This window comes from Streptomyces sp. NRRL F-6676, from assembly GCF_000725625.1.
Lineage (GTDB): Bacteria > Actinomycetota > Actinomycetes > Streptomycetales > Streptomycetaceae > Streptomyces.
In genome coordinates this window covers 22,405-46,957 of record NZ_JOHS01000029.1, presented here as the reverse complement: position 1 = coordinate 46,957, position 24,553 = coordinate 22,405, and the positions used below count along the sequence as shown (strand labels likewise).

The window sequence follows — 24,553 nt, the reverse complement described above, 5'->3', positions numbered from 1 at the left end:
GGTCAGTCGTGGAACGTGAGCACGGTGGTGAACCCGCGCGTGCCGTCGGTGAACCCGGTGCCGATCAGCGTCGTGGCGGGCTCCTTGCGGCCGAAGCCGGGGGAGTACCAGCCGAGCGGCGGATCGCTCTCGCCGCGGTGCGCCCGCCAGGACAGCCCGTCGGGCAGATCGAGCACGGCGGAGCGCTGCTCGCCGTCCCGGGCCCACGCCAACTCGGCCCGGTGGTCCGCCAGTTCGGCGGCGACGGCCGGTCCGAGGTGGAACGCCAGACGTACGGCCCGGCGTGGACCGCGCACCTCGTCGACCACCCGCAACCGCCTGCCGTCCGGGACGAGTTCGACCCGGCGGCGATGGACCGAGCCCCGGTAGCCGTCGTGCTCGGCGCACCAGCGCGACGGCCCCGCCTCCAGGACACGGCTGCGGGCGTGCCGGACCCACAGGAACGGGCCGCCGGAGCCGGACTGGTCCTCGCCGTCCAGCTCCAGGGTGTTGTGCCCGAGCGTCGAGCGGAAGTAGCGCCGCCACTCGGGCTGCCCGTGGTAGCAGTACGTCCCCGGGTCGGCGAGCACGTCGACCCCGTCGTGCCGCACCTCCAGCGAGAGCGCGTCCGCGTGGGCGTGCGCGGCGATGGACAGGAAGCCGTGCGGACCGCCGTCGCAGCGGCACCAGATGCCCGCCGGGCCGCGCAGCACGGTCAGCCCCGCGTCCGCGAAGTGGGCCGGCCGCTCCGCCGGGCGGCGCACGGACGGCTCCGTCGGCCGGACGAGCGCCGCCAGCAGCGTCGTACGCACATCCGTGCCGGTCACCGCCGGCCACCAGGGCAGGGCGCCGAACACCGCGTCCCCGGTGGCCAGCAGCGAGCCCCAGCGGTCGGTGCCCGCGCCGTCCACGACCAGACCGTGCCCGTCGTCCGCGTCGCCCTGGCGGGGCGGGCGCAGCCGGCCGTCCACGACGGCGGCGAGCGCGTCGGTCATCCGCAGCAGCACCAGCCGTACCGACGCCGGGACCGGAACCCGGGCGGCGTCCGCCTCCGCCAGCGCGGCCAGGCCGAGTTCCAGGACGAGGCCGTGGTACTCGGTGGCCAGCTCGCGGTTGAGACCGGAGGGGAAGGTGTTGGCGCGCAACTGCCGGTCGAGGGAGCGCAGCGCCTCGGCCCGCCACCGCGCCGAGTCGGGGAACCAGTCGAAGGCGCAGGCCGCGGCGAACTGCCCGGCGGCCTCCGCGATCACATGGTTGTTCGCCGAGGAACCCCGGCTGGGGAAGGCGGCCAGCCAGCGCTGGTGGTGCCACACCTGCCGCACCGCCTCCGGGTTCTCCTCGAACAGCCCGGCGGCGCCCGGCCAGCCGTCGAGCAGCCGGCGGATCCACACCCACGAGACGAGCCGGATGCCCAGCTCGATGCCGCTGACCCAGTGCACCCCGCGCAGCGGCGGATTGGCCGCCCACCACGACCGCAGCTGCCCGGCGACCCGCTCGGCGTACCGTGCGTCGCCGGTGAGCGCGTAGGCGGCGGCGAGCCGAGTGAGGTACTGGTGCCGGGACGGCTCCCAGATCTGCTTGATGTCGCCGACCGTCTCCTCGTCCCGGTACGGCACGTCGAAGGCGTAGCCCGACGGGGCCCGGCGCCCGGTCCTGGGGTCGTACGACCAGTCCGGGTCGGCCATGTCCGCGCGGCGCACGCCGAAGAACTCGGCGTGCCCCTCCAGCAGCCGGTCCGCCTCGCCGACCAGGCGCTTCGCGGCGTCCGGCGGCACCGCGGCGAGCGTCCCGGCGGGCAGGACGGCGGTGAACCGGGCGCCGGTCACGCGCGGGCCGTCCGGCGGGGGCGCCGACCGCCACCGCCGTCGGCGCACCGCGTCGGACGCCCGGCCGCCGACCTCCCGCGGCCCCATCCGGGACAGCCGCCGGAGGTACCAGCCCGGACCCATGCTCATCGCGCCCCCGCCAGCGTCACCGGGGCGCCGCCCGCCAGGCTCGCGCGCACGGCGAGGGTGGCCGCCGTGGTGGCGACCAGCGACTCCAGCGGCACCGGCATCGGGCCGCCGGTCCGCACCGCCCGCACGAACGCGGCCAGTTCGGCCTCCTGGCCCTTGTCCCGGGCCTTCGGCAGCCGCGAACTGACCCACCGCTTCCCGCCGTACACCGAGGCCCGGACGAAGTCGTCGAGCCGCAGCGCCCTGCCGTCCGCGACGAGGTCCAGCGTCTCCTTGGGGAAGCTTCCCGGCCCGCTGGTGACATAGCTGAGGGTGGCGATGGAGCCGTCCGGGTAGCCGAGGACGATCTGGAGGTCCTCGTTGCCGGGGGTGGCCGTCGCGTACACCGAGACCGGGTCGGCGCCGATCAGCCGGCTCGCGGTGTCGATGAAGTGCCCGCCCTCGCCGGTGAACCGCGAGCCCTCGCTGTCCTGCCGGAGGTACCAGCTCCCGTGGTCCAGACGGCCCGCGTTGATCAGATAGCGCAGGCTCGCCGGGCCGGTGCGGGGGCCGAAGCGCTTCCCGGCCTCGTGCAGCAGCGGGGCGAAGCGGCGGTTGAAGCCGACCTGGAGGCGGTCGTTGCCGGACTCCTCCACCGCCGCGACCACACCGGCCAGTTCCTCCTCGGTGAGCGCCAGCGGCTTCTCGACGAAGACCGCCTTGCCGGCCAGCAGCGCCTTGCGGGTCAGCTCGGCGTGCGAGCTGTGCCGGGTGACGACGAACACCGCGTCGACGGCACTGTCCCCGAGTACGGCGTCGAGGTCGGTGGTCGCCTCCGCGAAGCCGAACTTCCGCTGGGCGTTGGCGGCGGACAGCGCCGTCGTGGTGACCACCGTGGACAGCTCGACGCCGTCACGCCCCGCCAGCTGCGGCAGCAGCATCGACGTGGCGTAGTTCCCGGCGCCGACGAAGGCCAGGCGTACGGGAGTTCCGGCGGCGCGGGCCGGTGCGGGTGCCGTGGCGGTGCCGCGCCGCACGGCGGGCACGGTCACCTCCGCCGGCTCCGGGGGCGCCGCCTTCGCCGTCCGGCCGGGGTAGCGGAACAGCACCGCCACCGCCTTGAGTTCGCCGTCCTTCAGACGCCGGTACGCCTCGACGGCGTCGTCGAAGTCGGCGATGTGCGAGACCAGCGGCTCCACGTCGACGCGGCCCCGGGCCACGAGGTCCAGGAAGCAGGCCAGGTTGCGGCGCTCGGTCCAGCGGACATGGCCGATCGGGTAGTCCCGGCCCTGGAGCTCGTACTCCGGGTCGTAGCGCCCGGGCCCGTAGGAGCGGGAGAAGCGGACGTCGAGCTCCTTCTCGTAGTACGCGTTCCACGGCAGGTCGAGGCGGCACTTGCCGATGTCGACGACCCGGCCCCGGTCCCGGCTCAGCCGGGCGGCCAGCTCCACGGGCTGGTTGCTGCCGCCGCCGGCCGCCAGATACACCTGGTCCACGCCGTACCCGTCGGTGAGCTCGGCGACGGCGGCCTCCACGGCCGCCGCCCCGGGATCGCCGCAGGAGACGGCACCCAGACGCTCGGCGAGCGCGCAGCGCTCCGGGTCGGGGTCGGCGCCGACGACCCGGACCCCGGAGGCGGTGAGCAACTGCACCACCAGCTGCCCGATCAGCCCGAGCCCGATGACCAGCGCCACCTCGCCGAGCCGCGACTCGCCCTGGCGGACGCCCTGGAGCGCGATCGAGCCGACGGTGCCGAAGGCCGCGTGCCGGGGGGCGAGGCCGTCCGGCACGGGCGCGTAGAGGTTCTTCGGCACCCAGTTCAGCTCGGCGTGCAGCGCGTGCTCGTTGCCGGCGCAGGCCACCAGATCGCCGACCTTCACGTCGTCGATCCCGGCGCCGACCTCCTCGACGACCCCGCACAGCGAGTAGCCCAGCGGCGTGTACGAGTCCAGCTTGCCCATCACCTTGCGGTAGGTGGCGGGCACGCCGTTGGTGGCCACGCTCTGCATGACCTTGGCGACCTGGTCCGGGCGGGAGCGGGCCTTGCCGAGCATCGACATGCCGGCCTCGGACACCTTCATCAGCTCGGTCCCGGTGGAGATCAGCGAGTAGGCGCTGCGCACCAGCACACCGCCCGGCTTGCACCCCGGCACCGGCACGTCGAGGAGCGCCAGCTCGCCGCTCTTGTAGTTCTGTACGACCTGTTTCACCCGAGCTCCTCTTGGATTCCCACGCCGTCAAGCCGCCTTGTCGTGACCCGGGTCGGAGATCGCGTCGCGATACCAGTACTCGAGGGTCAGTACGTGCCACAGATGTTTGGAGAAGTCCCGCTGCCCGGCGGCGTCCTCGGCGACGAGCCGTTGCAGCGCCTCGCGGCGCAGCAGCCCGGAGCGGACGAGTTCGCCGTCGTGCACCACCTCGCGCACCAGCGGCGCCAGATCCCGGCTCATCCAGGCCCGCAGCGGGGCGCTGAACAGGCCCTTGGGCCGGTACACGATCTCCCGGGGGAGCACGGAGGCGGCCGCCTCCTTCAGGACGGCCTTGCCCTGCCGGCCGACGATCTTGCGGTCGCCGGGGAAGGCGAACGCCGCCCTCACCACCTCGACGTCCACGTACGGCACCCGGACCTCGGTCGACGCGGCCATGCTGGAGCGGTCCGTGTAGGCGAGGTTGAGGCCCGGCAGGAACATGCGGGCGTCGCCCAGGCACATACGGTTGACGAAGTCGTCGAGGTCGTTGTCCGCGTAGACGTCCGCGTGCTCGGTCAGTACGTCCTCGACGGTGCCCGCCAGATCCGGGTGGACCAGGGCGAGCAGCTCCTCGCGGTCGTACATCGTGTAGCTGCGGCGGAACGCGGTCTCCTCCGGCAGCTCGGCGAAGGACAGGAACCGCTTCGCGAACCGCACCGACCGGTAGCCCCGGCGGGCCGACGCGACCGGCAGCCGGTCCACGGCGGCGGACAGCCCGCGCCGCAGGGGGCGCGGGACGCGCTGGTAGCGCAGCGCGAGCACGTTGGCCAGGTGCTTGCGGTACCCGGCGAACAGCTCGTCGGCGCCCATCCCCGACAGCATCACCTTGACCCCGGCCTCCCGGGCGGCCGAGCAGATCAGATACGTGTTGATCGCGGCGGGGTCGCCGATCGGCTCGTCCAGGTGGTACGTCATCCGGGGCAGCAGGTCGAGCACGTCCGGCGCGATCTCGATCTCGTGCAGGTCGACGCCGAACCGTGCGGCGACCTCGCGGGCGTACCGCAGATCGTCCGGCATCGCCTCGAAGCGGGCGTCCTCGGCGCGGAACCCGATCGTGTAGGCGGAGATCCCGGGCCGGTCGCGGGCGGCCAGCGCGGTGAGATAGCTGGAGTCGAGCCCGCCGGAGAGGAAGGTCGCCACGGGCACGTCGGAGAGGAGATGACGCCGGGTCGACTCCTCGACGACGGCGGCGAGGTCCGGCGACTCCCCGGCGCGCGCCCGCTCCCGCCCCTCCGCGGCGACGTCCTTCAGAGTCCAGTACCGGCCGCGCTCCACCCGCCCGTCGGGCCGGCAGCGCAGCCAGCTTCCCGGCGGCAGCTTCTCCGCCTCGCGGAACGCGCAGCGCGAGTCCGGCACCCAGTAGTAGAGCAGCGAGGCGACCAGCGCCCCGTGGTCGACCTCCAGCCTGCCGCCGGTGACGGTGGCGAGCGCCTTGAGTTCGGAGGCGAACACCAGGCCGTCGCCGCGCCGGAGCAGGAACAGCGGTTTGATGCCCAACTGGTCGCGGGCGAGCGTCAGTTCGCCGGTGCGTTCGTCGAAGACGGCGAACGCGAACATGCCGCGCAGCCGGGGCAGGCACTCCGTGCCCCAGCGCCGCCAGGCCTCCAGGAGCACCTCGGTGTCGGAGGTGCCGCGGAAACGCGCCCCGGCGGACTCCAGTTCGGCGCGCAGCTCCGGCGCGTTGTACAGCTCGCCGTTGTAGGTGAGGGCGAGGCCGCCGGAGACCATCGGCTGGGCGCCGGTTCCGGACAGGTCGATGATGGACAGCCTGCGGTGCCCGAGCTGCACCTCGCCGTCACCGGCGGGGTGGCTGTAGCGGCCCGCCGCGTCCGGGCCGCGGTGGGCGAGGACGTCGGTGAGCCGGTCGGTCACGGCCTTGCCGTCCGGCCAGCGATAGGTACCCGCGATGCCACACATGCGCTAGCGCACCTCCCGTTCGCTGCCCGCCCGGCCGCTGCCCGACCGTTCGCTGTCCGCTCGGCCGCTGTCCGACCGTTCGCTGTCCGTCCGCTCGCCGTCCGGCACCCGCGGCACCGGCATCGACGGCCGCTCCGCGCGGGCCCGGCCCGCCGCGACCCCGTCCGGCCGCCCCGTCCACAACGTGCCGTCGGTACGGTCCCGGGGGTCGGCGTCGACCAGCACGACCCCGAGCACCCCGACCCCCCGCTCCGCGAGCTGCCGCGCCACGGTGTGCAGCCAGGCGGTACTCCCGTACCCGACGCGCACCACGAGCACGGCCCGCTCCCCGAGAAACGGCAGATCACCCCACGCGGCCCCGGGCCGAACGGACCCGACCCCGATCCGGCGCGCCGCTGCCGTGTTCCCGCGCGGGGCCGTCGTCCGCTCGCCGCCGCCCGTGGGCGTGGTGCGCGGGGTCACCGTGTGAGCGCCGTTGACGGTGGCCGTCGGCCAGGGGGCGCCGGCCACGGGCGTGGCGCGGTCGCCCCCGCGTGCTGCCGGGGTACGACCGGCGTCGTCCACGGTGACCGTGGGGTCGTCGGCGGTGACCACCGCCGGGCCGCCCCGCTTCCGGCCGAGCCTGGTCAGGTCCTGGCCCGGCAGGCCGTCCACGACGACCACCTGACCCTCCGCCTCCAGCGCCGCCGCGAGGTCCAGCGCCAGGGCGCTCGTGGTGCGGGCGCAGCCCAGTTCCAGGAGGGAGACGGGGGCCCGCGTGCCCCGTACCGTGCGGGTGAGGGTCGTGGTGAGGCGGGTGCGGGCCGCGCGGGTGCGGCGGCGCTGCCATCGGCCGCCCGGGCGGCGGGGGGCGTGGCGCAGCTCCGCGAGGACCGAGGCGCCCAGGTGCGCGGCGATCTCGCGGCGCAGTACCGGCCGGTCCGCCACCACCGCGCCGACCGCCGCCACCGCGAGCCCCAGGACGAGGCCGAGGACGAGGCCGATCGCGGCGTCGGTGACGACGGCCCTCGGCACGGAGTGCGGCACCGCCCGCGCGTCGTCCACGATCTGCGTGCCGGCCACGACCTTGGGCGTGCCGGTCCGCGCCTCCGCCGCGCGCTCGTCGAAGTCGGCGATGCGCGAGTTGAGTTCGGCCCGCCGGGCGAACAGCGACTCCACGCTCGCCGACGCCTTGGGGTCGTTCTCCGACTGGTCGCCGATCGACTTGTTGACCTGGGCGAGTTCGCCCCGCATCCGGTCGCGCTGGTCGAGCAGGGCCTGCGCCTCGGCGTCGGCGGCCTGCCGCATCCGTCGCACATGGTCGGCGACGAACGCGTCGGCCAGGGCCTTGGCGCGGGCCACCGCCTGCGCGTCGCTGTCGCCGGTCACGTCGATGCGCAGGAGGTTGTTGGTGAGGCCGGTGCCCCGGTAGTCCCGGAGGAAGTCCTCCGGCTTCTCCGGGGAGTCGAGCGCGCGCAGGGCCGCGCCGGCGATGCGTGTGGTGCCGAGGAGTTCGACGTCGGTGCGGATCAGCGTGCCCGTGTCGTTGGGCTGGTCCTCCGCGTGCGCGACCAGCACCGTCGTCACCGCGGCCGGCGCCGGCGGCAGCAGGACCGCCACCGCCGCCCCGAGCAGCAGCCCCAGCAGCGCCAGCGAGCCCCACAGACGGCGCCGTCGGCGCACCGCGGCCACCAGCGAGTGCAGATCCAGGAGCGGGGCGGTGCCCGACGGCTCCGCGGCTCGGTCCGCCGTCATACGGCACCCCCCGTCGTACGGCCGCGCGCCGCGAGCGCCGGCGCGGCGGTGTCGTCCGGGACGGCGCCGTCCGCGGCGGCCCGCTGCCGCCGGCCGGCGGACCGCGTCGTACGGACGCGGACGGGACCGGCGACGACGACGCCGACGACCTCGTGCCCGCCGTCCGCGCACGCCTCCGCGAGCCCGGCCAGCTCCTCCGCCGTCCAGGTGCCCGCGCCGGTCACGACCAGCGCACCGGACTCGGTGTCGCGGTCCGGCACCATCGGCCGGGACACCGGCACCTCCACCACTCGCAGCAGGGGATCGCCCCCGGCCTCGGCGACGAGTTCCCCGGCCGCACGCCGGGCGGTCTCGTCGCCTTCCGGTACGACGACCAGCAGCCGGCGCGGCGCCGGGAGCCGCTCCCGCAGCCGCGCGCACACCCGCCGGTGGCGCAGCCGCCGCCCGGCCTCGTCGCCCGACGCGCGCGGCACCGGCACGTCCCAGCGGGTGTCGGTGCCCAGCAGCCGGCGCAGCCGGGCCCGTACGCCACGGCGCTTCGGGCCGTGCCGCCCGGCGGGCACGTCGACCGTGCCCAGCGGCGTCGCGCCCAGCGCCGCGGCGATCTCCGCCTCGCCGTGCGGCCGGCGGTTGGCCCGCGCGGCCACGAGATGGCCGACGACCGCGAGCAGCAGGAACAACACCGCGCCGCCGACAATGAGTTGGAGCCGTGTCGGCGGCGCCTCACCGGTGGGTCTGGGCGCCGGGCCCATGACGACCATGCCCGCCTTGCTGGTCGCCGGGTCGGCTTCGTCCAGCTTCTTCATGGCCTCCTGGAGCGCCGTCCGCAACTGCTCCAGCTCGGTGCGGGCCTGCACGCTCTCCACGGTCTGCCCGGGATCGGCGGCGTCGGCCAGGTCGGTGATGCGCCGGTTGGTCTTCGTCACCTGCTGCCGCAGCGCCTCGGGCCCCGCCGCCCCGTCCGTGTCACTGGTGGCACCGGTGTCCCCGGTATCGCCCGCGATCCGCCCGGCGAACGCGACGAACTGCCGCGCGACCTGGTCGGTGAGGCGCTGGGCGCGCGCCGGGGTGTCGGCGGTGCCGGAGATCTTGATGATGTTGCCGTCGGTGGCCTTCGCGCTCACGTCGTCCCGCAGCTCGGTGCGGCTGACGTCGGGCCGGCGCAGCGCGGCCGCCGCGCGGTCGACCACCGTCGAACTGGTCGCGATCTCCGCCTGGGTGAGCAGCTCGCGCTCCTCCCACTGCCCCGGCAGCAGCACCGAGGCCGACGCGGTGTAGCGCGGCGGGAACAGCAGCGAGGTGCCGTAGCCGACGAGCGCGCCCACCACGACGAGGACGGCGAGCAGCCGCCGGCGCCGGCGCAGTATCCGCCCGAGGGTGACCAGCCGGATCGTGTCCTCGCTCATCGCCGCCGCCTTTGTCCCCTGCGCGGGGCGCGGCTCTCGCACGCGGCGGCGTAGGCGGCGAGCAGCGACGCCTGGGAGTGGCGCCAGGAGAGCCGCCCCTCGATCCGCTCCCGGCCGATCCCGCCCATCCGGGCCCGTTTCTCCGGGTCGTCGAGGAGCATCGCGATCAGCTTGGCGAACGCGGACTCGTCGTCGGCGGGCGCGTAGACGGCGGCGTCCCCGGCGGAGACCCGCGCCTCCTTGAGGTCGAAGGAGACGATCGGCCGGCCCATCGCCATGTACTCCAGGACCTTGTTCATCGTCGACACGTCGTTGAGCGGATTGCGCGGGTCGGGGGAGAGGCACACGTCGGCGGTGGACAGATGGCGCAGCAGGTCGGCGTCCGGGATGCGCCCGGTGAACGTCACCCGCTCCTCCAGACCGAGGCCGCGGGACAGCTCCACCATCGCGTCGAAGGCGTCGCCGGAGCCGACGAACACCGCGTGCCAGTCGGTCCGGCCCAGCTCGTCGCGGAGCTTCGCGAGCGCCCGCAGGGCGTAGTCGACGCCGTCCTGCGGGCCCATCACGCCGAGATAGCACAGCAGATGGGGCTTGCCGTGCTTGAGCTCCGGCTCGGGAGGCACCGGCCGGAACCGGTCGGTCCGGGGCGCGCTGCGCACCACGAACACGTCCTCGGGCCGCCGCCCGCCGCGGCCGACCGCGACCTCCTTGTAGCTCTCGTTGGTGGCGAGGACGACGTCCGCGGCCCGGTACGTCATCCGCTCCAGCGCGCACACCGCGCGGTACAGCAGGTCCTCGCCGCGGCCGAACCGGGACAGGTACAGCTCGGGCACCAGGTCGTGCTGGTCGAAGACGAACCGCGCGCCGCGCCGCTTGAGCCGCAGCGCGGGCAGGAACAGCAGGTCGGGCGGGTTGCAGGCGTGCACGACGTGGACGGGGCCGACCGCGCGGGCCAGCCGGGCGGTGTGCCACAGCGCCGCGCCGTACTCCCGCAGATACCCGGCGGGCCCGCCGGTGGCCGCGCGCAGCGGGTAGCGGTGGATCCGCACCCCGTCGATCTCGGCCTCCGCCTCCGTGTCCCGCTTGGTGCCCCGGGGGCAGATGACGTGCACCTCCCAGCCGGCGTCGCGCAGGGTCGTGCACTCCTGCCACACGCGCCGGTCGAACGGCACGGAGAGGTTCTCCACCAGGATCAGCGCACGCCGGCCCGGCCGCCCGGACCCGGCGGGACCTTTCGACGCGCCGGACCCGGCCGGGTCTTGCGACGAGCTGTCTTTCAACGTTCTGTCACCAGGCAAGGCCCACGTACCCCGGTTCGGCCCGGCGCGCGTCGGCGTCGGGAAGGCGGACGAGATCGACGAGCACGCGGCCGTCACCATGGGGCAGCGCCGTCAGCACGGCCGGGTCCCTCGTCCCCACGAGGCACACCTCGGCGTGGTCCAGCACCTCCTCCACGGAGTCCGCGAGCAGCTGCGCGAGATGCGGCAGCCGGGTCTCGACGTACTCGCGGTTGGCGCCCAGCAGCCGCGACAGGCTCACGTTGGCGTCGTGGATGCGCAGGTCGTACCCCTTGCCGAAGAGCCGTTCCGCCAGCTCGACGAGCGGGCTCTCGCGCAGGTCGTCGGTGCCGGGCTTGAACGACAGCCCGAACAGGCCCACCCGGCGCTTGCCCGTGCGCTCCACCAGCTCCACCGCGCGCTCCAGATGCGCGGAGTTGGACGGCAGCACATGGGAGAGGATCGGCACCGACACATCGGCCCGCTGCGCGGCGTACACCAGGCTGCGCAGGTCCTTGGGCAGGCAGGAGCCGCCGAAGGCGAAGCCGGGCCGCAGATAGGCGGGGCTGATGTTGAGCTTGCGGTCGGCCAGGAAGACGTCCATCACCTGGTGGGAGTCGACGCCGAGGGCCCGGCACACCGCGCCCAGCTCGTTGGCGAAGCCGATCTTGAGGCCGTGGAAGGCGTTGTCCGCGTACTTGATCGCCTCGGCCGTCGGCACCGGCACCCGGAAGACCTCGCCGGGCAGCCCCTCGTACAGCTTCAGCACGGTGTCGCCGCTGGCCGGGTCGAGTTCGCCGACGACGGTCTTGGGCGGGTCGAAGAAGTCCCGCACGCTCGTGCCCTCGCGCAGGAACTCCGGGTTGACCGCGACCCCGATGTCCACCCCGGCGAGCCCGCCGACGTGCTTCTCCAGGAGCGGCACCAGCAGGTTCAGGCAGGTGCCCGGGAGCATGGTGGAGCGGAAGACGACGGTGTGCCGGCCGCCCCGCTCGGCCAGCGCGGCACCGATCTCGTCGGTGACCCGCTCCAAGTACGTGGTGCACAGGCTGCCGTTGGGCTCGGAGGGCGTGCCCACGCAGACCAGCGACACCTCGCTGCCCGCGATCGCCTCACGGACGTCCCCGGTGGCGCGCAGGGCCCCGGAGCCCACCACCTCGGCGATCAGCTCGCCGATCCGCTCCTCGACCACCGGCGCCCGGCCCCCGTTGACCAGGTCGACCTTGACCTGGTTGACGTCCACCCCGATGACCTCGTGCCCCATCCCGGCCAGGCACGCGGCCGACACACAGCCCACGTAACCGAGCCCGAACACGCTGACTCTCATGACCCGTTCCTCCCCCCAGCTCCCATGACCCGTTCTCCCCCCGGCCGCCGTACCGGCCCGCTCTCGTCCCCCTGTCCGCCGTACCGGCCCGCGCTCCGCGCGCCGGTACGGCGGCCCCGTGCCTCAGTACGCGCCCTGCCCGTAGAGCACCGCCCGCAGCGTCTTCCACAAGATCACCGTGTCCAGGGCGAGCGACCAGTCCTCCACGTACCGCAGGTCGAGCCGGACCGCCTCCTCCCACGGCAGGTCGCTGCGCCCGCTGATCTGCCACAGACCGGTCAGCCCGGGCTTGACCAGCAGCCGCCGCCGGATGTCCGGTCCGTACGCGGCGGACTCCTCCGGCAGCGGGGGCCGGGGCCCGACCAGCGACATCGACCCCGTCAACACGTTGAACAGCTGCGGGAGTTCGTCGAGCGAGTAGCGGCGCAGCACCGCTCCCACCCGGGTCACCCGCGGATCGCGGCGCAGCTTGAACATCAGCCCGGCGCCCTCGTTGCGGTCGGCCAGCGCGGCACGGGCCCGGTGGGCCCCGGCGACCATGGTGCGGAACTTCAGGATGGTGAACTCGCGGCCGTCCTTGCCGACCCGGCGCTGCCGGTAGACCACCCCGCCCCGGCTGTCCACCAGGACCAGCAGGGCGACGAGCACCATCAGCGGCGCGAACAGCAGCAGCAGCAGCGCCGCGCCCAGCCGGTCGACGACCTCCTTGACCACCCGGCGGCCCCCGGTGAACGCCGGCATGCTGACCCGCAGCAGCGGGATGCCGAGCACCGCGTCGACGTGCAGCCGCGGCCCTGCCACCTCCATCAGCACCGGGGCGACGACCATCTCGGCGTCGCTGCCCTCGAGGTTCCAGGCCAGCCGCTGCAACCGGTCCGGCGTCCAGTGCGGGTCCGGGGTGACGGCGACGACGCGGTAGCCGTCGCGGCGGACATGGGTCGCGACCTCCGTCAGCCGGCCGACGACCGGCACGCCGTCCAGGTGGTCGGTGTCCGGGCCGAGACCGTCCGTCGTGCACACCGCGTCCACGCGCCAGCCGAGGTGCGGGAACTTACGGGTGCGGGTGATGAGATCGCGGACGGTGGCCGGGTTCCCGGCGGCGAGCACCGGTCTCAGGCACCGGCCCTCCTTGCGCTGTCCGTGCAGCCAGAGGCGCAGCAGATAGCGGGCGATCATGGTCACGAGGGCGATCGCGGGGATCGCGACGAAAATCCAGAGTTTGATGTTGCGCGAGGTGAGCGCGATACCGCCGAGTGCCAGGACGACCGTCGCCATGAACAGCGAACGGCCGAGCCGGCGGAATTCCTCGGCGCCCTGGCCGAGTACCGCCGGCGCCCATGCCCGGCTCACTCCGAGCGCGGCCAGCACGAGTAACTCGGTGCCGAAGGCGAGAATTCCCCACTTCTCGTGCCAGTTGGCCGCGTCCCGGGCCCCGAAGAATTCCCCGATCACGGCCACGACCAGGGCGGTCGCCACCGTATCGGCCATGATCACCGTACGGCGGTAGCGCTGTTCCCAGTCGTGTCCGGACGGTCTGATCCCGCCGTCCGCCTCGTCCACCCCGTCCGCCAGACGCCCGCGCGCCGACGGAAAAGGGCTGACCAATCCCCCCTGCCGCACAGAAACCCCCCAGGTCACCAGTGGTTCGGCGTGCCCCGCCCACCACTGTGCTCACCGCGAGAGGCCCCCGCCCCTCGCAGTCCCTCCCCTTCATGGGGGGCACCGCCCCCCGTGTCGCGCCGTTCCTCCCCGCGGCAGGCCCCCGCCTCCCGCGCACGACATCCCCGCCACTTTCCCGAGTGTGCGCAATGCTGATCCATACCCGTGGAACATCCGGAGAACGCCCGTGGAACACGGGGAACTCCACAATGGATCACCGGTAATTGATCATCCCCTGAAGATCATTGCCGTTTGCCTCGCACCCGAAGGTCCGAGGCACGGTCAATCTAGACCATCGGGGCCGTTGTGTAGAGGGGATGTGTGCAATTCGTGAGCGGCTTTGAGACAGGATTACCTGTCAGATCTGCGTGCCGCCTCCGTCCACGGTGAGTTCCGCGCCGGTGGTGTACGTCGCCTCGAAGGCGAGGAACGCCGCCGCCCTGGCGACCTCGTCCGGCGTCCCCATGCGCCCCATGGGATTGGCGGCGGCCATCTGCGCCTTGGTCTCCTCCGCGGCCTCCCTGGGCATCGACTTCTCCAGGATCCCGGAGTCGATCGGCCCCGGGCTGACCGCGTTGACCCGGATCCGGCGGGGAAGCAGCTCGCGGGCCAGGCCGCGGGTCATCGAACGCAGCGCCGCCTTCCCGGCCGCGTACGCGCTCAGCGTGGGCAGGCCCAGCACATTGGCCACCGAGGTGGTGAGCACCACGCCGCTGCCCTCGGCCAGCAGCGGGAGGAGCTTCTGCACGGTGAAGTAGGGGCCCTTGGCGTTGATGGTCATGAGCTCGTCGAAGAGCTCCTCGCTCGTCTCCTCGAACGGGGCGAAGCCGTTGACCCCGGCGTAGACGAACAGGGCGTCGACCGTGCCGAACTCGGCCTTCACACGGTCGGCCAGCGCGTCGATCCCGGGCAGCGAGGCGGCGTCGCTGCGGACCGCGACCACTTTCCCGCCGAGCCGGTCGTGGGCGGCGTCGAGCCTGGCCTGATCGCGTCCGGTGATCAGCACCTGGGCGCCCTGGCCCACGAGCAGCTCCGCGGTGGCCAGGCCGAACCCGCTGCTGCCCCCGACGATCACTGTCTTCCTGCCCTCGTACGAACCCATGGCGAACACACCTCATCTGTGGAAGGGGAAGGGGGAAATCCGGAGAGTGCCCGGCGGCCGTCACCGGCTCGGGCACCTTCGAGTCAACAGCCGTCCGGCCGGGGGCGTCCAAGACCCGTTCCGCACCCCGTCATGCCCCATCGGTATGACGGTCGGGGGCGGTTACGCTGGGGACGTGTCCGACCACACCGTCCCTCTCCCGGCCTCCCGTCCCGTACCGGATCTCGATCTCAGGCTGGTGCGGTACTTCGCGGTCGTCGCCGAGCATCTGAACTTCGCCCGTGCGGCCGAGGCGCTGCACATCGCCCAGCCCTCCCTGAGCCGTCAGATCAAACGGCTGGAGGACACCCTCGGGGTACGGCTGCTCGACCGCACCACCCAGGGCAGCGCGCTCACCGCGGCGGGGGCGGCCTTCCTCCCGCAGGCGCAGACGCTGCTGCACGCCGCCGAGCGGTCCGTGACCGCCGCCCGGGACGCCGCCCCGCCGCACGTGCTCACCGTGGGGTACGTCGAGGACCTCGTCGTCACCCCCGCCGTACGGGAGTTGCGGCGCCGCCGCCCCACCGCGCACGTCCGCACCCGGCACCTCGACTGGGACGGGGCGGGCGCCCTCCTCGACGGCCGGGTCGACGCGCTCGTCCTGCGCACACCGCTGCCGGTCCCGGCCGACGACCTGGAGGTGACGGTCCTCTACGACGAGCCCCGGGCGCTCCTCGTGCCGGCCGATCACCGGCTGGCCGGCAAGGAGAGCGTCAGGTCGGCGGAGTTCGCCGGCGAGCCCCTGGTGGCCTGCGCCGGCATGGTCGCGCAGTGGACCGGGTTCTGGCGGCTCGATCCCCGCCCGGACGGCAGCCGGGCGCCGATCGGGCCGATGCTCGTCGACACGTTCGAGGACAAGCTCGAAGTCGTCGCCGACGGCCGCGCCGTCGCCCTCGTACCGGCCGGCGACCGCCGCTGCTCGGCCCGCGACGACCTGGCCACCGTGCCCGTCGAGGACGTCGAGCCCTGCCAGGTGGTCGTCGCGACGCGCCGCGCGGACGCCAACCCGCTCCTCGGCGCCTTCCGCGCCTGCGCGAAGGAGCTGCTGGTGGGCGGGGGCTGAGGCACCAGGGCCCTACGGCCGCACGGACGGACGAGCCGGCGGGCGCGCACGCGCGCGAGCGGCGCGCGGCCGGCCGTCCGCGGACCCCCGCGGCGTCACGCGTCCCCCTGGCACCACGCGCACGCACGGCCGACGCACGGCCGACACCCGCGCACACGACGCCGGCCGCGACCGCCGGGTTCCGCCTACCGCGGGTCCTCCGGCGCCGCCGCGTACTCCTCGTCCGTGACCGGGTCCAGCCAGTGGACGACGTCGTGGGCGGTGTCGCTCTCGTTGAGCGCGAGGTGGACCATCAGCCGGTGGGGCGCGGCGCCGTGCCAGTGCTCCTCGTCCGCCTCGAACAGGACGCGGTCACCGGGGCGGATGACCTCGATGGGGCCGCCCCGGCGTTGGCACAGGCCGATCCCCTCGGTGACGAAGACGGTCTGGCTCAGCGGGTGGCGGTGCCAGTGGGTGCGGGCGCCGGGCATGAAGTGCACCAGCGCGGCACTGAGCCGGGACGGCTCGGGCGCGGCGGCGACGGGGTCGATGTAGACGTCCCCGGTGAACCAGTCGGCCGGGCCCTTGACGGTGTGGAGCGAACTACGGGTGATCTGCACGGTGATCTCTCTTGCGGGACGGGATTCAGGGAGGGGAGCGGATTCAGGGAGGGCGGGAGGGAATTCAGGGAGGGAGAAGGGGGCGGGGGCGGGGGGCGGAACTCGGGAGGGCGCCGCGGTCAGGGCTTCAGCAGCGTCTTGATCGCGCGGCGTTCGTCCATCGCCCGGTACCCCTCGGCGACCTCCTCCAGGGGGAGCGTGAGGTCGAAGACCCTGCCCGGGTCGATGCGCCGGGTCAGGACGCGGTCGATCAGGTCGGGCAGGTAGCGGCGCACGGGCGCGGGGCCGCCGCGCAGGCCGACGTGGGAGAAGAACAGCTCCTGGCCGTCGATCGCCACCTCGTGCGGAACACCGACGAAGCCGACGCCGCCGCCGGGCCGCGCCGAGTGCAGCGCCTGCCGCATGGATTCGGCGGTGCCGACGCATTCCAGGACCGCGTCCGCGCCGACGCCGCCGGTCAGCTCCCTGATCCGGGCGACGCCCTCCTCCCCGCGCTCGGTGACGATGTCGGTCGCGCCGAACTCCCGGGCCAGCCGCTGCCGGGGCTCGTGGCGCGACATGGCGATGATCCGCTCCGCGCCCAGCTCCTTCGCCGCGATCACCGCGCACAGGCCGACCGCCCCGTCACCGACCACCACGGCCGTCGAGCCCGGCGTCACCTGGGCCGCGTCGGCCGCCCACCAGCCCGTGCCCATCACGTCGGACACGGCGAGGAGCCCCGGCCAGAACTCCTCGTCCGGCACCTCCTCGGTGGCGACCAGGGTGCCCTGCGCGTTCGGGATGCGTACGTATTCGGCCTGGCAGGTGCTCATGAACTCGCGGTTCACGCAGTTCGACTGGAAGCCGGCCCGGCAGTGCGGACAGGTGTTGTCCGACGTGGCGAACGAGCCGACGACGAACTGGCCGGGCCGGACCGCCGTGACCTCAGGCCCGGTCTCCTCCACGAAGCCGACGTACTCGTGGCCCATCGGATGCGCCTCGTCGGTCGCGTCCAGGCCGCGCCACGGCCACAGGTCGGAGCCGCAGACGCAGGTCACGGCCGTACGGATGATCGCGTCGGTCGGCTTCAGGATCCTCGGTTCGTCGAGAGTCTCGAAACGCACGTCGCCGGGGGCATGGATCACTGCTCCGCGCATGAGGGGGGTCCTTACCTACGGTTGTCGGGGGATATGGCCGAAAAGCGCCACCTCGTTCAGGTAACCCGATTTCCGTCCGTGCAACGAGTCACGGAGAAGAGGTGTACCGGCGGTACATCCCTCCGCCCGTCCACGGGCCGCCTCGGGGCCGTACGGTCGAGGGGTGGACAACCGTGACGAGGTCCGCGAGTTCCTCACCTCGCGGCGAGCGAAGATCACCCCCGAGCGGGCCGGACTCCCCACCGGCCCCCGGCGCCGCGTGCCCGGCCTGCGCCGGAGCGAGGTCGCGGCGCTGGCCGACATGAGCGTCGAGTACTACGCGAAGCTCGAACGCGGCAGCCTCGCCGGCGTCTCCCCGGCCGTCCTGGAGGCCGTCGCCCGCGCGCTCCAGCTCGACGACGCCGAGCGCGCCCACCTGCTCCGCCTGGCCCAGGCCGCCGACGGCTCCGACGTGCTCACCCGCCCCCGGCGCCGTACCGCCCGGCAGTGGACGCCGCACCGCAGCCTGCAATGGACGCTGGACGCGATCACCGCAGGGCCCGCGTTCGTGCGCAACGGCCGCATGGACATCGTCGCCGCCAACCCGCTCGCCCGTGCGTTCTACGCCGACGTCCACGCCTGCCCGGACAACCGGGGCAACCTCGCCCGCTTCCAGTTCCTCGACCCCGCCTCCCGCCGGTTCTACCCCGACTGGGAGCCGTTCGCCGACATCGCGGTGGCCATCCTGCGCACCGAGGCGGGGCGCGACCCCCACGACAGGGACCTGCACGACCTCATCGGCGAACTGTCCACCCGCAGCGAGGAGTTCCGCACCCGCTGGGGCGCCCATGACGTCCGCCGGCACGGCACCGGCACCAAACGGTTCCGCCACCAGGCCGTCGGCGACCTCACCCTCGCGTACGAGGGCCTGGAGCTGACCGCCGAACCCGGCCTCACCCTCACGATCTACGCCGCCGAGCCGGGGTCGCCCTCCGAGGAGGGGCTGCGCCTGCTCGCCTCCCTGGCGGCGACGGCGGAGGCGGAGGCGGCGGAGGCGGCGAATACGCCCTCCCCGGGACGGACGACCGGCCGCACACCGCGCTGACCTGTGCCGATACGCCATCCGTACCAGCCGATGAAGAACGTCTATTGGCCGCGGGGTGAGGGACGGGGGCAAGGTGGACGGTGCAGCGGCCCGGTGGTCTCCGGTGCCGCGTCCCCCACCTGCCGTCGCGTCGAAGGAGCACCCTCATGTCCACCCCCACCCCCACCGCCCTGATCACCGGCGGAACCAGCGGCATCGGCAGGGCGACGGCCGAACTGCTGCACGAGCGCGGATACCGGGTGATGGTCACGGGCCAGAACCCCGACACCCTCGACGCCGCCAGGAAGGAACTCCCCGACGACATCGTCGTCCTCCGGGCGGACGCGCGGTCCCTGGCCGACGCCGACCGCGTCGCCGAGGAGGTCCGCACCCGCTTCGGCTCGCTCGACGCTCTCTTCCTCAACGCCGGCATCACCCGCCCGGTGCCCCTGGAGCAGGCCGACGAGGCGACCTTCGACGAGGTGTTCCAGGTCAACGCGAAGGGACAGTTCTTCACCCTCCAGAAGACGTATCCGCTGCTCGCCGACGGCGCCTCGGTCGTCTTCACCGTGGGCATCGGCGTGACCCGCGGCATGGCGGGCGGCAGCGTCACCGCGGGCAGCCGGGGCGCGCTGCTGGCGATGGTGCCCTCCCTGGCCGTCGAGCTGGCGCCCCGGGGAATCCGCGTCAACGCCGTGAGCCCCGGCGCCATCGACACGCCGATCTGGACCAAGTCCGGCATGCCGCCGGAGATGCTCGCGGAGATCACCGAGGCCGCCGCCGCCCAGATTCCCTTCGGGCGGTTCGGCACCGCCCGCGAGGTCGCCGAGACGGTCGCCTTCCTGGTCTCCGACGCCGCCGGTTACGTCACCGGGCAGAACATCGTCGTCGGCGGAGGCAGCGGCCTCACCCCGTGAGACCCCCGGGGCCGGGACCAGCGGGTGCGGCTGCTGGAACCCGCCCGCCGGTGCCGGCGGCGCCCTCCCGGCTGTATGCGCTCAGGCCGCCGCCGGTGCGGCCGGTGCCGCCGCCAGGCCCTGCTTGACGAGGCGGGTGACGTCGTCGGCGAGGATCTCGGGCAGGCCCCGCTCGACCCCGTCCAGGGCCTGGGCGGCGACCTCGGCGGGGTCGACCTTCTGGTCGGCCGGCACGAAGTCGGCCATGTCGGTGTCCATGTACCCGACGTGCAGCGCCGAGACGGCGATGCCCCGGGGCGCCAGCTCCTCGCGGACGGCGTCGGTCAGCGCCCACGCGGCCGCCTTGGCCGCCGCGTAGGCCCCGGTGCGCGCGGGGTGCAGCCAGGACAGCACCGACAGGACGTTGAGGACGGCACCGCCGCCGTTGCCCTCGATGACCGGGGCGAAGGCGCGGGTCACGGCGAGCGGGCCGAAGAAGTTGGTCCGCATCTCCAGGTGCACCGCGTCCAGGTCGCCGCCGACCAGCGCCGTGCCGGTGGAGATGCCCGCGTTGTTGACCAGCAGTGTCGCGTCGGAGGCGAGGCGCGCCGCCGCCCGGACCGACTCCTCGTCGGTCACGTCCAGGCGGAGCGGGACCGCCCCGGGCACGTCCACGCTCTCGGGCCGGCGGGCGGCCGCGTAGACCTTGGCGCCGCGCGCCACGAGCTGGGTGGCCAGGTGCCTGCCGAGCCCCCGGTTGGCTCCGGTGACGACGGCGACCGTGTCCTTCAGTTCCATGTCCGCTCCCTGTGCTCGATCATCGTTAGATTACGAATGAAATCTAACGCGAGCGTAGAATAGATGGCAACCGACATCCAAGCGGAGGTGGCCGATGGGGCGCGTATCACAGGCGCAGGCGCGGGAGAACCGGCAGCGGGTCGTGGAGACCGCCTCCCGGCTCTTCCGCGAACAGGGCGTCCACGTCAGCGTCGCCGACCTGATGAAGGCCGCCGGTCTGACCCACGGCGGCTTCTACAAGCAGTTCGCCTCGAAGGAGGCGCTCGTCGACGAGGCCACGACGCTCGCCTTCGAGGAACTGGCGCGGACGTACGCGCGCGGGCCGGTGGACGAGTCCACTCGGCCGGGACCGGACGAGTCCGCCCGACGCGACCTCATCGACGCGTACCTCTCCGTGCGCCACCGCGACAACGCGGCGGACGGCTGCCCCGTCGCAGGCCTCGCCACCGACATGGCCCGCACGGACGACAGCCGCGAGGCCCACCGTGTCTACGCGGAGGGCGTCCGCGGCTTCGCCGACGCGCTCGCCACGGACGAGGAGGACGGCCTCGTCCGCATGTGCACGATGATCGGCGCCCTGACCCTGGCCCGCGCCACCAAGGACTCCCCGCTCTCGGAGGAGATCCTCACGGCCGCCCGCAGGGCACTGACGTCGGACGGCTGACCGCGCGCACGGCGCCCGGAGGACGGAAGCCCTGCCGCCGCCCCCGTACCGGGGCCCCGTGCCAGAATGGGGGCGTCCTCCGCCGCCGATCCCTGTCCCGAGGTCCCGCCCGTGCCCAAGCCCGTCGTCCGCGAACCGGTGCGGAGCAACGCGCGGTCCAACCGGGCGCGCATCCTGGCCACCGCCCGCCAGGAGCTGGGCCGCGATCCGGACGTCACGCTTGAGGAGCTGGCCCGCGCGGCCGGCGTCGTACGGCGCACCCTCTTCGGCCACTTCCCCGGGCGCGCCGCGCTCCTGGAGGCCCTGGCGGAGGAGGCGTCCGAGACACTGCGGGCCACGATGGAGGACGGCGCCCGCCGCCCCGAGGAACCGGCCGAGCGGGCCCTGGCCCACTTCACCCTGTCGATGTGGGCCGTCGGCGACCGCTACCGGCTCCTGCTCTCCCTGGCCCGGCGCGACCTCGGCGCCGAACGCGTCGCCGAGGTCCTGGCCCCGGCGCGCGACGCGGTCACCGCGATCCTGGAACGCGGCCAGCGCGACGGCGTCTTCCACACCCACCTCCCGGCCGCGGCGCTCAGCGCCGGTCTGGAGGCGATGACCGTCGCCCTCCTGGAGTCGGTCAACACCGGCGCCCTGACGGACGACGGCACGCGTACGGCGGTCGCCATGCTCATCGCGGCCGGGGTGCCGCGGGAGCGGGCGGCCACGGTGGTCGCCGAGGCCGCCGGGTGAGTGTGGTCAGGTGCGTGCGGCGTAGGTGAGGAATGAGGCCCAGGCGCCGGGGGAGACGGCGAACTGATCGCCGTCCCGCACCTTGGAGTCACGGACGTGAATGGCGTCGGGGCAGGGGGCGACCTCGACGCAGTCCCCTTGACTGCCGCTGCTGTAGCTGGACTTGCGCCAGTCCAGGGCGACTTCGACGCAGTCGCCGGACCCGCCGCTGCTGTAGCTGCTCTTGAACCAGGCCAGTTCCGATGTGTTCACAGCGCCCCTCGCAATCGCTTCAGCAGACCCAGGGAATCTTCCGGGGTTAGGGCCTGCGTTCGCATCTTGGCATAGCGCTGATGAAGACGGCTGATCTCTTTCGCGTCGGTGATGAGCCGACCGTTCTCCTGGCCTTCCGAATACCCGAACCACCGGTGGTCCGGTGTCTCCGCCAACTGGAGTGGCCCGTCCAGCCCCGGATGTACCGGCTGTCGCAAGGGCATGACTTGCACATCGATGTTCCAGTTCCGCTCAATCACCGTCAACAGGTGGTCGTACAGCTCCACAGTGACGTCTTCGCCACCGGTATGGCGCTCCAGCACCGCTTGTTCGACGATGAAGCTGAACACGGCCGGGGGCTTGCGCTGCGTGGACAACAGCTCATGGCGGGCCATGCGGGCTGCGACTCGCTCGGTCACCTCTTCTTCAGTGGGGACCGGCGGGACGCTCCGCGACACGGCCTGCGCGTACCCCTCCGTCTGCAACAAGCCAGGCACGACCCGGCATTCGTACGTGTAAAGACTCACCGCCTCCGCCTCCAGGCGGGCCCACTGGCGGAACCAACTCGCCAGCCCGGGTTGGCGCGAGAGGTGCCGCGCAGCGTTGCGCAGCGTGCCGAACCCGTCGAGGACCTCCTCCGCGCGCTCCACGAAATCCCTCGGTGGAAACCGTCGGCCCTGCTCGATCGCCGCGACAGTCGGCACGGAGTACCGGACCGCCGGTGCGAACTGTTCCTGCGTGAGCCCCGCTCGTCGGCGGAAGGCCTTGACGACCTCGCCGAAGGTCTTGAGGCTGTCGGAGACCTCCGGTTCGCTGTTTCCGGAGCCGATACCACCCGTGCTGTCCACCATGAGGACACCTCCCGCACATCCAACCCGCCAACCACCCCAACGGCGGCATGGTCACGGATGGTGACCTCTACTGTCCACCGTGCGTACCCATACGCTGACCGAGCGTATGGGTGCCCGATCTGGTGTAGGTCGTGTGATCGCAGGTCAGATGGGCCGCATGCGACCAACCCCCACTCCCCGGGCCCCGGTTACCGTACGTGTGTTCAGGCAGCGGTTCAGTTCCACACCGCGAGGTGCCCGCCTGGCCCGGCATCTCGCCGTGCACCGACTGGACGCCTGGGGCATCCCGTACGGCTCGGCCGTCTCCGAGACGGCGGCACTGCTCGTGGCGGAACTGACGGCGAACGCGGTGACGCACGGCTGCGTGCCGGGCCGGGACATCGAGGTGGTGCTGCGACTGGACCCGTACACGCTGGTGATCGACGTGTCGGACACCCGCGGCGAACGCCGCCCGCCGCCCCCGGAGGCGGCGACCGCCGCCGATCCGGTCGCGGAGGGCGGCCGAGGACTGCTCCTCGTGACCGCCCTCGCGACCCGCTGGACGGTCCTGGACCGCGTCCCCGTGGGCAAGACGGTGCGGGCGGAACTGGAGCTGTCGGCGCGGGAGTGACAGCCGCGACTGCCGTAGTCGCGGCTGTCGTCACGGCTCCGCCCGGCGCCGGCTCAGTCCTCGTCGCCCCCGTCGTCGCCGTCGTCGTCACCCTCGAAGAAGTCGCCGATCTCGTCGACGACTTCGGCCGCGACCATGCCGCCGACCACGCCGACCGCCAGCCCCGCCGCGCCCGCGGCGACCGCCGTGCCGATGCCGGGGCCGCCCGAGCCGTGTTTGCCGTGATGGCCGTAGTGGTCGTGGTGCGTGCTGTACAGGGCGTCGTGGCCGTACGACGCGTGCGAGCCGTATGCCTCGCGGTGCTCGACGAGTTGGCGGACCCAGCCGTCGACCTCGGCGTTCCAGTCGCGCACCGAGGCGTCCTGGTGGGCGACCGTGAAGCGGGTCAGCGCGTCGTGGCCGCCGGAGAGGAGGCCGCCGCGCTTGTCCGCCTCCAGGACCACCTCCACCCCGGTGGGGGAGGCCAGGAACGTCAGCTCGATCTCGTTCATCGCGTGCGCGTACGCCGGTGCCGGGGTCAGCTCGATCTCCTGGTAGAACGGCAGCCGCTGCCCCGTCCCCCCGATGTGGCCGTACTCCAGATCCGCCGACCGGAACCCGAAGCCCAGCTGCCCGAACGCCTCGAGGACCGCCTCCTGCACCGGCAGCGGCGCCACGGTCAGCGGATCCAGGTCGCCCTTGTCCCGTGCGCCGGCCACCGCCAGCTCCGTCCGCACGCCCAGCACGATGCCCAGCGGCTGTCCGTACAGCTCCGTGACCGGCGTCTCCCACGGCAGCGTCACCTGGAACGGCACACTGCGCCGCTCGCCCTCGTCGAGCCGGAAGCCCCCGCCGACGACGAAGCGTTCGAACGCGACCGTGCCCTCGCTCTCCCCCTCCTCGTGCTCGGCCTCAACGCGCGCGAGCAGCTCCAGGGCGATGTGCTCGATCTCCACGGCCGAGCCGCCGCCCTCCAGCCGGACCTGGCCGGACAGCACGCCCCCGGGCCGCACGGCCACGCCGCCGCCGTCCCCGCCGTCCAGGACCGTGTCCACCGAGGGACCGCCCACGCCCATCGCTCCGAGCAGCCGTTTGAACACCATGCCGGTGTCGCTCCTTTTCACTCACGTCGAGACCGTCAAGATCACAACTGCCGCGCCAGGTAAAAGAGTTCCCAAACGCCCTCGTACGAGTGACGCACGCGGTGCGCAGGCGGCGCACGTCCCGCCCGCTCGCGCTGCATCCGTCGGAGAGGTGGGTTAATTTGTCCTGGTTCGCCAGGTTTCC

Annotated in this window: 21 protein-coding genes; 6 read left to right on the top strand and 15 right to left on the bottom strand. The window is 73.4% G+C overall.

The window, feature by feature from the left end:
* Positions 1 to 2 precede the first annotated feature (2 nt).
* The 9 genes from IO29_RS18940 to IO29_RS18900 all read right to left on the bottom strand — a co-directional run bounded on the left by IO29_RS18940 (position 3) and on the right by IO29_RS18900 (position 14,584).
* Positions 3 to 1,934 (bottom strand): alginate lyase family protein, encoded by a 1,932-nt coding sequence (locus IO29_RS18940; protein ID WP_030381114.1) that lies wholly within the window; start codon positions 1,932 to 1,934, stop codon positions 3 to 5.
* Positions 1,931 to 4,123, bottom strand: a complete 2,193-nt coding sequence (locus tag IO29_RS18935) for a bi-domain-containing oxidoreductase (RefSeq protein WP_030381113.1) — start codon at positions 4,121 to 4,123, stop codon at positions 1,931 to 1,933. Before IO29_RS18935 ends, IO29_RS18940 begins: the two co-directional genes overlap by 4 nt.
* A gap of 27 nt (positions 4,124 to 4,150) precedes the next feature.
* Positions 4,151 to 6,079 carry an asparagine synthase (glutamine-hydrolyzing) gene (gene asnB / locus IO29_RS18930; protein ID WP_030381112.1) on the bottom strand — a complete coding sequence of 643 codons (1,929 nt, stop codon included), beginning with the start codon at positions 6,077 to 6,079 and terminating at the stop codon, positions 4,151 to 4,153.
* Positions 6,080 to 6,082: 3 nt separating this feature from the next.
* A complete protein-coding gene (locus IO29_RS18925) occupies positions 6,083 to 7,813 on the bottom strand; it encodes a Wzz/FepE/Etk N-terminal domain-containing protein (RefSeq protein ID WP_078618382.1) in 1,731 nt (576 codons plus the stop codon).
* Positions 7,810 to 9,219 carry a Wzz/FepE/Etk N-terminal domain-containing protein gene (locus IO29_RS18920; RefSeq protein WP_030381110.1) on the bottom strand — a complete coding sequence of 470 codons (1,410 nt, stop codon included), beginning with the start codon at positions 9,217 to 9,219 and terminating at the stop codon, positions 7,810 to 7,812. Before IO29_RS18920 ends, IO29_RS18925 begins: the two co-directional genes overlap by 4 nt.
* Positions 9,216 to 10,517: a glycosyltransferase family 4 protein gene (locus IO29_RS18915; protein WP_420705371.1), complete on the bottom strand. Its 1,302-nt coding sequence runs from the start codon at positions 10,515 to 10,517 to the stop codon at positions 9,216 to 9,218. The genes IO29_RS18920 and IO29_RS18915 overlap by 4 nt, the downstream gene beginning before the upstream one ends.
* Positions 10,507 to 11,823, bottom strand: coding sequence for a nucleotide sugar dehydrogenase (locus tag IO29_RS18910; protein WP_030381108.1), 1,317 nt, complete (start codon positions 11,821 to 11,823; stop codon positions 10,507 to 10,509). The genes IO29_RS18915 and IO29_RS18910 overlap by 11 nt, the downstream gene beginning before the upstream one ends.
* Positions 11,824 to 11,946: 123 nt before the next feature.
* Positions 11,947 to 13,443 carry a sugar transferase gene (locus IO29_RS18905; RefSeq protein ID WP_030381107.1) on the bottom strand — a complete coding sequence of 499 codons (1,497 nt, stop codon included), beginning with the start codon at positions 13,441 to 13,443 and terminating at the stop codon, positions 11,947 to 11,949.
* Between the two features lie 397 nt (positions 13,444 to 13,840).
* Positions 13,841 to 14,584: an SDR family oxidoreductase gene (locus IO29_RS18900; RefSeq protein WP_030381106.1), complete on the bottom strand. Its 744-nt coding sequence runs from the start codon at positions 14,582 to 14,584 to the stop codon at positions 13,841 to 13,843.
* Positions 14,585 to 14,759: 175 nt separating this feature from the next.
* Between IO29_RS18900 and IO29_RS18895 the strand changes: the two genes are divergently transcribed.
* Positions 14,760 to 15,686, top strand: coding sequence for a LysR family transcriptional regulator (locus IO29_RS18895; RefSeq protein ID WP_030381105.1), 927 nt, complete (start codon positions 14,760 to 14,762; stop codon positions 15,684 to 15,686).
* 185 nt (positions 15,687 to 15,871) lie between these two features.
* Here the strand turns inward: IO29_RS18895 and IO29_RS18890 are convergent, their stop codons facing one another.
* Together IO29_RS18890 and IO29_RS18885 are read right to left on the bottom strand one after the other, a co-directional pair.
* Positions 15,872 to 16,285: a (R)-mandelonitrile lyase gene (locus IO29_RS18890; protein ID WP_030381104.1), complete on the bottom strand. Its 414-nt coding sequence runs from the start codon at positions 16,283 to 16,285 to the stop codon at positions 15,872 to 15,874.
* Between the two features lie 119 nt (positions 16,286 to 16,404).
* Positions 16,405 to 17,421, bottom strand: coding sequence for a zinc-dependent alcohol dehydrogenase family protein (locus tag IO29_RS18885; protein ID WP_030381103.1), 1,017 nt, complete (start codon positions 17,419 to 17,421; stop codon positions 16,405 to 16,407).
* 163 nt (positions 17,422 to 17,584) lie between these two features.
* Here IO29_RS18885 and IO29_RS18880 point away from each other — a divergent pair, with 163 nt between their 5' ends.
* Both IO29_RS18880 and IO29_RS18875 read left to right on the top strand, forming a co-directional pair.
* Positions 17,585 to 18,505 carry a helix-turn-helix transcriptional regulator gene (locus IO29_RS18880; protein WP_030381102.1) on the top strand — a complete coding sequence of 307 codons (921 nt, stop codon included), beginning with the start codon at positions 17,585 to 17,587 and terminating at the stop codon, positions 18,503 to 18,505.
* 146 nt (positions 18,506 to 18,651) lie between these two features.
* Positions 18,652 to 19,401: an SDR family oxidoreductase gene (locus tag IO29_RS18875; protein WP_030381101.1), complete on the top strand. Its 750-nt coding sequence runs from the start codon at positions 18,652 to 18,654 to the stop codon at positions 19,399 to 19,401.
* Between the two features lie 81 nt (positions 19,402 to 19,482).
* Here IO29_RS18875 and IO29_RS18870 read toward each other — a convergent pair whose 3' ends face one another.
* The gene (locus IO29_RS18870; RefSeq protein ID WP_030381100.1) at positions 19,483 to 20,178 is read right to left on the bottom strand and encodes an SDR family oxidoreductase; all 696 of its coding nucleotides are present in this window, start codon (positions 20,176 to 20,178) and stop codon (positions 19,483 to 19,485) included.
* Positions 20,179 to 20,272: 94 nt separating this feature from the next.
* Here IO29_RS18870 and IO29_RS18865 point away from each other — a divergent pair, with 94 nt between their 5' ends.
* Positions 20,273 to 20,842 (top strand): TetR/AcrR family transcriptional regulator, encoded by a 570-nt coding sequence (locus tag IO29_RS18865; RefSeq protein ID WP_030381099.1) that lies wholly within the window; start codon positions 20,273 to 20,275, stop codon positions 20,840 to 20,842.
* A 111-nt stretch (positions 20,843 to 20,953) separates the two neighbouring features.
* Positions 20,954 to 21,574, top strand: coding sequence for a TetR/AcrR family transcriptional regulator (locus IO29_RS18860; RefSeq protein WP_030381098.1), 621 nt, complete (start codon positions 20,954 to 20,956; stop codon positions 21,572 to 21,574).
* Between the two features lie 6 nt (positions 21,575 to 21,580).
* Here IO29_RS18860 and IO29_RS18855 read toward each other — a convergent pair whose 3' ends face one another.
* Both IO29_RS18855 and IO29_RS18850 read right to left on the bottom strand, forming a co-directional pair.
* Complete coding sequence (locus IO29_RS18855; RefSeq protein WP_030381097.1) at positions 21,581 to 21,826, bottom strand: DUF397 domain-containing protein; 246 nt, start codon at positions 21,824 to 21,826, stop codon at positions 21,581 to 21,583.
* Positions 21,823 to 22,677 carry a helix-turn-helix domain-containing protein gene (locus IO29_RS18850; protein WP_030381096.1) on the bottom strand — a complete coding sequence of 285 codons (855 nt, stop codon included), beginning with the start codon at positions 22,675 to 22,677 and terminating at the stop codon, positions 21,823 to 21,825. Before IO29_RS18850 ends, IO29_RS18855 begins: the two co-directional genes overlap by 4 nt.
* Before the next feature lie 157 nt (positions 22,678 to 22,834).
* On the opposite strand from IO29_RS18850, the gene IO29_RS18845 reads away from it, so the two are divergent.
* Entirely contained in the window at positions 22,835 to 23,287 is a 453-nt protein-coding gene (locus IO29_RS18845) for an ATP-binding protein (protein WP_030381095.1), read from the top strand.
* 53 nt (positions 23,288 to 23,340) lie between these two features.
* Here IO29_RS18845 and IO29_RS18840 read toward each other — a convergent pair whose 3' ends face one another.
* Positions 23,341 to 24,369 (bottom strand): sporulation protein, encoded by a 1,029-nt coding sequence (locus IO29_RS18840; protein ID WP_030381094.1) that lies wholly within the window; start codon positions 24,367 to 24,369, stop codon positions 23,341 to 23,343.
* Positions 24,370 to 24,553 lie beyond the last annotated feature (184 nt).

Bases quoted from the DNA above. Each gene is read 5' to 3' on its own strand.
- IO29_RS18940 (WP_030381114.1), bottom strand. From the start codon at position 1,934: ATGAGCATGGGTCCGGGCTGGTACCTCCGGCGGCTGTCCCGGATGGGG.
- asnB (WP_030381112.1), bottom strand. From the start codon at position 6,079: ATGTGTGGCATCGCGGGTACCTATCGCTGGCCGGACGGCAAGGCCGTG.
- IO29_RS18925 (WP_078618382.1), bottom strand. From the start codon at position 7,813: ATGACGGCGGACCGAGCCGCGGAGCCGTCGGGCACCGCCCCGCTCCTG.
- IO29_RS18920 (WP_030381110.1), bottom strand. From the start codon at position 9,219: ATGAGCGAGGACACGATCCGGCTGGTCACCCTCGGGCGGATACTGCGC.
- IO29_RS18910 (WP_030381108.1), bottom strand. From the start codon at position 11,823: ATGAGAGTCAGCGTGTTCGGGCTCGGTTACGTGGGCTGTGTGTCGGCC.
- IO29_RS18900 (WP_030381106.1), bottom strand. From the start codon at position 14,584: ATGGGTTCGTACGAGGGCAGGAAGACAGTGATCGTCGGGGGCAGCAGC.
- IO29_RS18885 (WP_030381103.1), bottom strand. From the start codon at position 17,421: ATGCGCGGAGCAGTGATCCATGCCCCCGGCGACGTGCGTTTCGAGACT.
- IO29_RS18875 (WP_030381101.1), top strand. From the start codon at position 18,652: ATGTCCACCCCCACCCCCACCGCCCTGATCACCGGCGGAACCAGCGGC.
- IO29_RS18870 (WP_030381100.1), bottom strand. From the start codon at position 20,178: ATGGAACTGAAGGACACGGTCGCCGTCGTCACCGGAGCCAACCGGGGG.
- IO29_RS18865 (WP_030381099.1), top strand. From the start codon at position 20,273: ATGGGGCGCGTATCACAGGCGCAGGCGCGGGAGAACCGGCAGCGGGTC.
- IO29_RS18850 (WP_030381096.1), bottom strand. From the start codon at position 22,677: ATGGTGGACAGCACGGGTGGTATCGGCTCCGGAAACAGCGAACCGGAG.
- IO29_RS18845 (WP_030381095.1), top strand. From the start codon at position 22,835: ATGCGACCAACCCCCACTCCCCGGGCCCCGGTTACCGTACGTGTGTTC.
- IO29_RS18840 (WP_030381094.1), bottom strand. From the start codon at position 24,369: ATGGTGTTCAAACGGCTGCTCGGAGCGATGGGCGTGGGCGGTCCCTCG.